The organism is Acidimicrobiia bacterium, assembly GCA_029210695.1.
In the GTDB taxonomy this organism is placed as follows: Bacteria; Actinomycetota; Acidimicrobiia; order Spongiisociales; family JAHEDJ01; genus JAHEDJ01.
On the sequence record JARGFH010000102.1, the window covers coordinates 1 to 6,910 of the forward strand.

Annotated in this window: 5 protein-coding genes; 2 read left to right on the forward strand and 3 right to left on the reverse strand. The window is 61.7% G+C overall.

Going from position 1 to position 6,910, the window contains the following annotated elements:
* Positions 1-190 precede the first annotated feature (190 nt).
* Together P1T08_17900 and P1T08_17905 are read right to left on the reverse strand one after the other, a co-directional pair.
* Positions 191-1,945 (reverse strand): ATP-binding protein, encoded by a 1,755-nt coding sequence (locus P1T08_17900; protein MDF1597954.1) that lies wholly within the window; start codon positions 1,943-1,945, stop codon positions 191-193.
* A 210-nt stretch (positions 1,946-2,155) separates the two neighbouring features.
* Entirely contained in the window at positions 2,156-2,554 is a 399-nt protein-coding gene (locus P1T08_17905; GenBank protein MDF1597955.1) for a response regulator, read from the reverse strand.
* A gap of 163 nt (positions 2,555-2,717) precedes the next feature.
* Between P1T08_17905 and P1T08_17910 the strand changes: the two genes are divergently transcribed.
* Together P1T08_17910 and P1T08_17915 are read left to right on the forward strand one after the other, a co-directional pair.
* Entirely contained in the window at positions 2,718-4,436 is a 1,719-nt protein-coding gene (locus tag P1T08_17910; GenBank protein ID MDF1597956.1) for a HAMP domain-containing sensor histidine kinase, read from the forward strand.
* A gap of 50 nt (positions 4,437-4,486) precedes the next feature.
* Positions 4,487-5,584: an alkaline phosphatase family protein gene (locus P1T08_17915; GenBank protein ID MDF1597957.1), complete on the forward strand. Its 1,098-nt coding sequence runs from the start codon at positions 4,487-4,489 to the stop codon at positions 5,582-5,584.
* A 102-nt stretch (positions 5,585-5,686) separates the two neighbouring features.
* On the opposite strand, the gene P1T08_17920 is transcribed toward P1T08_17915, so the two are convergent.
* Positions 5,687-6,706 carry a cation diffusion facilitator family transporter gene (locus P1T08_17920; GenBank protein ID MDF1597958.1) on the reverse strand — a complete coding sequence of 340 codons (1,020 nt, stop codon included), beginning with the start codon at positions 6,704-6,706 and terminating at the stop codon, positions 5,687-5,689.
* Positions 6,707-6,910: the final 204 nt, after the last annotated feature.

The following is a 6,910-nucleotide window of genomic DNA, read 5'->3' on the forward strand; positions in this document are numbered from 1 at the left end:
GGTCTCCGGCATCACCCACGACTGGCCCGCCGCCAACCAACCTCACCGAAAGCCACTTTTTCGGCAGCCACCTAGACAGACAAGGGTCCTGCCCAAAGTAACAGGAGTTGGCGAGTCGCCAGTCGCGAGTCGCGGGTTGCCCTCCCGCCGCATGCTCCTGCCGGGCGTTCGTCCGCAGAGTACCGGTGAGTCAGTTCGAGACCGGGAGAGAGAGCTCGAAGATGCTCTCACCCTCCTCGTATCGGTAGGTCAGGTCTCCGCCCATCAGTTGGGCGAGTTGATGGGAAATGGTCAGACCGAGGCCGAGCGCCGCAGTCAGCCCCGGGGCTGTGGACGATCGTTGCCGTGGCAAGAAGATGCGCTCGCGATCTTCCGGAGCGACGCCGTGACCGTTGTCGATTACGCGAACTACCGCCCCGTCATCGATGTCGAGAAACTCAATTCGTATGGATTCTCCACCGTATCGGAGTGCGTTGGTTATCAGATTGCGGAGGATCTGCCGGACCCGGCCCGGGTCGCCGGTCGCGCGGCTTGCGCTACCGCGGAGACGTATGTCAGATACTTTTTGTCCGCCGTACTCCTCGAGGACTTGCGACGCTTGGGCAAACAAGTTGACGGGAACTCGATTGACCGTGAGTTCGCCCATTTCAGCTTTGGCGGCGACCAGCAGATCGTCGACTATCTGGTTGAGGTCACCGGCTTGTTTTAGGACCGCGGCAGCTGCTTCATGGCGTTGCGGCTCCGTGAGTCTGTCGTCGTTGTCCCGTAGCAGCTGCGCATATCCCATTACTGAGGTGAGCGGAGTCCGAAGCTCATGGCTGATGCTGGCGAGGAACTCATCCTTGGCCAGATTCATCTCCTCGAGTCGGTTTTGGGCCGCCTCCCGTTCCCAGAAGGCGCCGATCATCTTGGCGGCCGTTGATAGAAGCGACAGGTCGTTGTCCGTCCAGCGCCTGAGGATGGTCATATCGGCGAATCCGATGAGGCCGGCCCACTCGCCGTCGACGAAGATCGGAATGTCGAGTTCCGATTTCACCGGGATCGGGTCTGCCGCGTACAACTCGAACTCGACGCCTTCGAGCATCTCAGGGATGAGCATGAACGGGGTTCCTTGCTCGAGGTGCGACCGCGACGTCGGCATTCGATCCCATGGGATCAGCTCCCAGTAGTCGCTATCTTGTCCGTAGTCGGGAGCTCCTTCCTCCTCGGCTTCGGCAACGGTCCGAGAGCAAAACCCCAGCTCGGGATCCATGACGTTGCGTTCCACGAAGACGTAGGTCGCCTGCGTTGCAGTCAACAGCGCCTCCAGGGCGAGTTCCAGTCGGTTCTCACCGGTACTGGCCAGCAGCGCCTGAGCGCAGTCTGCAAGCGCAGTTTCGTATCCGGCACGCTGTTCGACCTGCGCTCTGATTCGATGATTCTCGACGGCGCTACCGAGGATGTAGGCGACCGATCGAAGGAAGTTCGCTTCTTCTGAGGTGAACCGACGCCGGAACCTGGTGTGCGCACCTACCACTCCATAGGGCCTTTCCCTTCCGGGAATCGCCACACTGATCCCGCTGACAACCGCGTGATCGACGAGGAGTTGTGGGCCTGCGAAGCGCTCCTCTGCGGATAGGTCTTCAACCACGACCGGCGCATTCGAAAGAAGCGTGTACCCGGCCTGTGAGCCCGAGTCGTCAGGAACGGCCGTCTTTCCGACCTCTACATGTTCCTGCCATCCGCAACCTGCCACCAGCAGAAGGGGTTCGCCGGCGGAGGATTGATGAAGAACCTTCGCATACTCAACGTCGAGGACATGACAAACCAACTCAACCGCCATATCGAGTACGGCCTCGATTTCGGGTTGCGTGAGTGCAGCCTGGCCCAACTGTGCGACAGCCGCTTGCGGAATGTCGCTGTACGCTTCTGGTGAGGTCTCGCCGACCGGTGATCCAGTTGTCATGCTCATGGCGACGATACAACCCTCGTGAATGCGAGCCTCTCCTGTGTTTCGGCGCCCGTAGCGGGGCACTTGAGGAATGCGGAGGTCAGGCCGGGTCATCTACACCGCGGCGGGTAATGCGACTCGATCTACAGGAGTCCGATCTACCGCCCAACGCGGCCGGTGCGCCTGCGTTCGAATCGCCGAGCCGAAAACGGCTGCGAATCCCACCTATCCGACCGGCGCCGTCTGAGAGTTCCGTCGCTCGACGAGGTCTGCGACCACGGCGCGCAGTTGATTGAGATCAAAGGGCTTTCCGACAAACGCATCGGCGGTGGCGAAATTCGCTTTCGATCTCGTCTCGGCGGTGTCATGCGCGGTAACCACTACGACCGGAATCTCCCTCGTCTTGGGGTCCATCCGCAGATGGCCGAGCACCTCCCAACCGTCCATCTCCGGTAGAGCGACGTCAAGGACGATTACGTCGGGCAGCAGACTTCTGGCTGCCTCGAGTCCCGACGCTCCGTCCGTGTGCTGAATCACATCAAAGCCATCGATCATGAGGGCGACTTCGAGAAGGCGGCGCGTGGCATCGGCATCCTCGACAACCAGCACTGTTCTCGTTTGCATGCGATTCCTTGGGTGGTCTATCGATTATCTGTATCGGCTCGGATCGGGCATTTCTGAAGCCGAGGTGACCAGGATTTTCCGAGAGACGACGATCCGAATCCGGGGTTCAAGAATTGGGCGCCTTCTGTCGATGTTTGATCGAATCCGATAGATAGGAACAACAGTGTCACAATCCGTTGCCGCTCCGACAACGTCTCCGGCATGGACTCAACACACCATCACACGAATCGCGATCCTGGGACTCCTGGCATTCTCGCTCGTGTCGGCGGCCCTACTCGGTTTTGGAGTGCTATCGGAGGACGCTGCTTATACGTTCTCCCAGATCGCTTATGTGATTGTTCCGGTGGGTGCCGGTCTGATCGTGATGGGCGCGGCGATGGCGCTGCCCTCCAGACAGAAGTTTGCCTGGTTCGTTATCGGTGCGGGCGTTCTCTCCTGGGGATTGGGCGAGGTCATCTGGGTTGGCTACGAGTACATACTGAAGACTGAGGTTCCCTACCCCGGCTGGGCAGACGTCTTCTACGTCCTCGGCTATCCCGTGGTTTTTGCAGGGATCCTGCTGCTTCCCCATATCAAGCCCGGGCGAATGGAACGACTACGGCTCACGATGGACGCTCTCGCAGGAAGCATCGCCCTGGCAGCCATCATGTGGGTCTCATATCTCGGCGATCAGGTCTACCTCGATCCGGAGATCGGGTTCCTCGAGCAGTTCGTCAACATCATGTATCCGTTCGGGGATGCCATCCTCCTCATTGGTCTGATGATCCTGGCGGTTCGCAGGAGTTCACGCCGCTTCGACCTCCGCCTGCTCTTCCTGGCAGTCGGCATGATCGCCACCGCGGTGGCCGACATCGTTTATGTAGTCCAGGTCGAGGCAGACACCTATATCTCCGGTGGTTGGCTGGACTCATGGTGGCTACTTGGCTACGCCGGCTTCATCGCGGCCGGTTGGTACCTCCTCCAGCCGGCCAAAGAGAGAGAACAGGTCGAGCGTTCCAGCCGGATATGGCAGATGTCCGCGCCCTACAGCGTGATTCTGCTCCTCTTCGGCCTCACTCTCTTCGATTCGGGCTCAGAAGCTTCGGTACTCGAGGTTTCGTCGGCCCTCGTCGGCGTACTGATCATCGCTCGCCAGGGAGTCGCCATCCGGGAGAACCGGGAACTCGTTGAGAAGCAGCGCGACGACCTCATCGCTTCGATCTCCCACGAGCTGAGGACGCCACTCACTTCCGTGCAGGGATTCGCCGAACTGCTCACCCAGAACGGCGAACGGCTGGATCCTCAACAGCGAGTTGAATTGACCGCAATCATCGAACAGCAGAGTCGCCATCTGGGCGGTATCGTGACCGATCTCATCGACGTCGCTCGTGACCAGCTCTCGAGTACCAACCTGAACCTCCAGACCCACGATCTGGCCGGGATCATCTCCGACGCCACGGCCATGCTCCCCACCAACGGGGGAACTGTCGAGGCTCACACCGAACCGGGTATCGAAGTGGAAGCAGACCGCCGGCGCATGACGCAGGTGATCGTCAACCTTCTCACGAACGCCAAGCGTTATGGAAACGGGCAGGTGGAAGTCGAGACGTTCGCCAAAAACGGACGCGTGACGATCAAAGTTCATGACAATGGTGCCGGTGTGCCGAAACGCTACGAAGAAGCAATTTGGGAGCGATTCGAACGGGGCGCCTACCGCCTTGACGCGAAGACACCCGGCTCGGGGATCGGCCTTCCGATCGCTCGATCGCTGGTACAGGCTCACCGCGGCAGTATCGAGTACGGGCGGTCAGACCGCCTGGGTGGAGCGTGCTTCACCATATCCATGCCCCGCGCGCTGAACTCGTCCAGGCCGGTTGAGGAACCGGTTTCGCTACCCGTGTAGACGACATGCGAGTCCCGGCTAGGTGAGCTGCTCCCACTAGCCTCCACAGCGTGAACCCGCTCCGCTCCCCCGATTTCTCTGGCAGGTCGCTGCTCAACCTGGTTGCCGAGTTGGAACTTCGGATGACGGGCACCGCTCAGGCTCCGGGTCTGGCGCCCGATCTGGCGGCAGCGATTCCTGTCGCAGACACGTACGTGTTGTGCCTCTTCGACGGTCTCGGTGACAGCATGCTGCGCCGGCGGCCGGCGGCCGGCTTAGCGGCCTCCCGAGTTGCCACGATCGATGCCATGTTCCCGACCCAGACCACCGTCAATATGGCGACGATTGCGACCGGGCTTCCGCCGTCGAAGCACGGACTCATCGCCTACCAGCTCTACCTACCCGAAATCGCCCTCGTGGTGAACACCTTGAAGTGGACGACCATGTGGGGCCAACTCGTCGATATCGATACCTCGTCGTTCTTGCCGGCGCCGAACCTCTGGGAACGGCTGGCGGCGGGGGGTGTGGAGCCGATCACCGTTCAGCCGGGGGGTTTCGAGGGCACACCGCTCACCCGCGCTCTATATCGGGGCTGTCGGTTCGAAGCGGCCTGGACCATCGACGAGATCGTCGAGGCCACGGTGGACCTCGCCGCCGAGCCGGGCCGGCTCATCTTCACGTACTTCCCCAGCGTGGACGTCGCCGCCCACATGAGCGGCCAGCGGTCGAGCGTCTTCGCGGAAGTACTGGCGGCCGCCTCGACGATTTGGGAACGCATCGTCGTCAGGCTGCCCGGCCACGCGGCGGCCATCGGAACGGCCGACCACGGCCACATCGACTACGAGCCCGAAGACAAGGTGCTGATTCGCGAAAACATCGAGCGCGTCACGTTCTACGGGGACCCTCGATCCGCCTACGCCCGGGGATCCGGGTCTGACATCGCCCGGCTGGAAGCGGACTGCCCGGCGACCTGGGTCCCGTGGGACCAGGTTCTGCCCCTGCTCGGGCCGGGGCCGCACCATCCGGCCATCCGTGACCGGGCGCCGGACGGGGTACTGGTGGCGGACCCGGGCAAGGTGCTCCTGCCTCCGACCGCCGACAAACGGATGATCGGCTACCACGGCGGCACACTCGATCAAGAGATGGAAGTGCCGCTCCTGGTCGGGTAAGGCGTTCTGCGGCGGCGCCTGAGATAGCCATCAGAAAGAGCTCAAATCGACTGCAGGTTCGAGGAAGCTGCCGAGGGGTTGGCCGGGCACATCGGCACGGTCCTAGCTCCTGTGATGGGCGGTTCCGTCGTGGGCGTCGGCATGGCCGTGGGGATCGACATGGATGAGTGCAGTGATCGGGAAGCTAAACCGATGATGTAGTGCGTGCTCGACATCGTGGGCGGTGTCGTGCCCCGCTTTGACCGTCACGGTGGCGTCGACCGAGATCGCGGCAGCGATGCGGAGCTGATGGCCGTGCCAGCGAACCCGCAGATCTGCTACATCCTCTACGCCGGCCACTGCGCGGATGGTCGCCTCGACCTCATCGACGATCTCCGGCTCAATCCCGTCCAGCACTCGACGCGTCATGCGCTTCGCCGATCTAGCCATCAGCCACAGGATGGCACCAGCAACGACGAAACCGGCGGCCGGATCGACCCACGCCGCGCCAAAGGCGGCCCCGATCCCAGCGGCAACCACCGCCAGGGAAGTCAACGCGTCGGTTCGGGCATGGCGACCATCGGTAATCAATGCCTCAGAGCCGATCGCGGTTCCCACTCTGATGCGATAGCGGGCGACGAGCTCATTTCCCAGCGCCCCGACGAAACCGGCTGTGATGACCCACGGGATGTGATCCATGAGACGCGGTTCGATGAAACGTCGGGTCGACTCCCAAATCACGAGGGCCGCCGACGCGGCGATGGCGGCGACGATTACCAGACCCGCCGCGTCTTCGGCCCGGTTGAACCCGTAGGTATAGCGGCGAGTGGGGCGACGCCTTCCCAGGGCAAAGGCCATCCATAGCGGAACCGCCGTCAACGCGTCGGTCAAGTTGTGCAACGTATCTGAAAGCAGCGCCACCGAACCACTGAAGACCACGATCACCGCCTGGAGGCCGGCCGTGATACCTAGGCCAATCAGCGATACCTTCGTGGCTCGAATCCCGATTGCTCCGGTATCAATGAACCTGCCAGACCCGTGGTCGTGGTCATGACTCAGCAGATGACCGACCCGATGAGCGATGCGCCCCAATCGCGAACTGGTCTCAGCTTCTTCATGATCGGCGTGGGCGGAGGTATTCATGTTCGGCGGAGACGGTAGGACATCGAGGTGCGCCGGAGAAGTCGCAACCGACTCGCAATATCAAACCTTCGTCCGAACCAACCCGCAACTAGAAGGCATCAGGACCGCCCATGACCGAACACGGGACGAATTGAACCGCCCTGGGTTTGATGGAGACTCGGTTGTTTGGTTTCCAAGTCATCCGGTAGTGGTCAGTTGAGCGTA

Coding starts and splice junctions, on each gene's coding strand:
- P1T08_17905 (MDF1597955.1), bottom strand. CDS start 2,554: ATGCAAACGAGAACAGTGCTGGTTGTCGAGGATGCCGATGCCACGCGC.
- P1T08_17900 (MDF1597954.1), bottom strand. CDS start 1,945: ATGACAACTGGATCACCGGTCGGCGAGACCTCACCAGAAGCGTACAGC.
- P1T08_17920 (MDF1597958.1), bottom strand. CDS start 6,706: ATGAATACCTCCGCCCACGCCGATCATGAAGAAGCTGAGACCAGTTCG.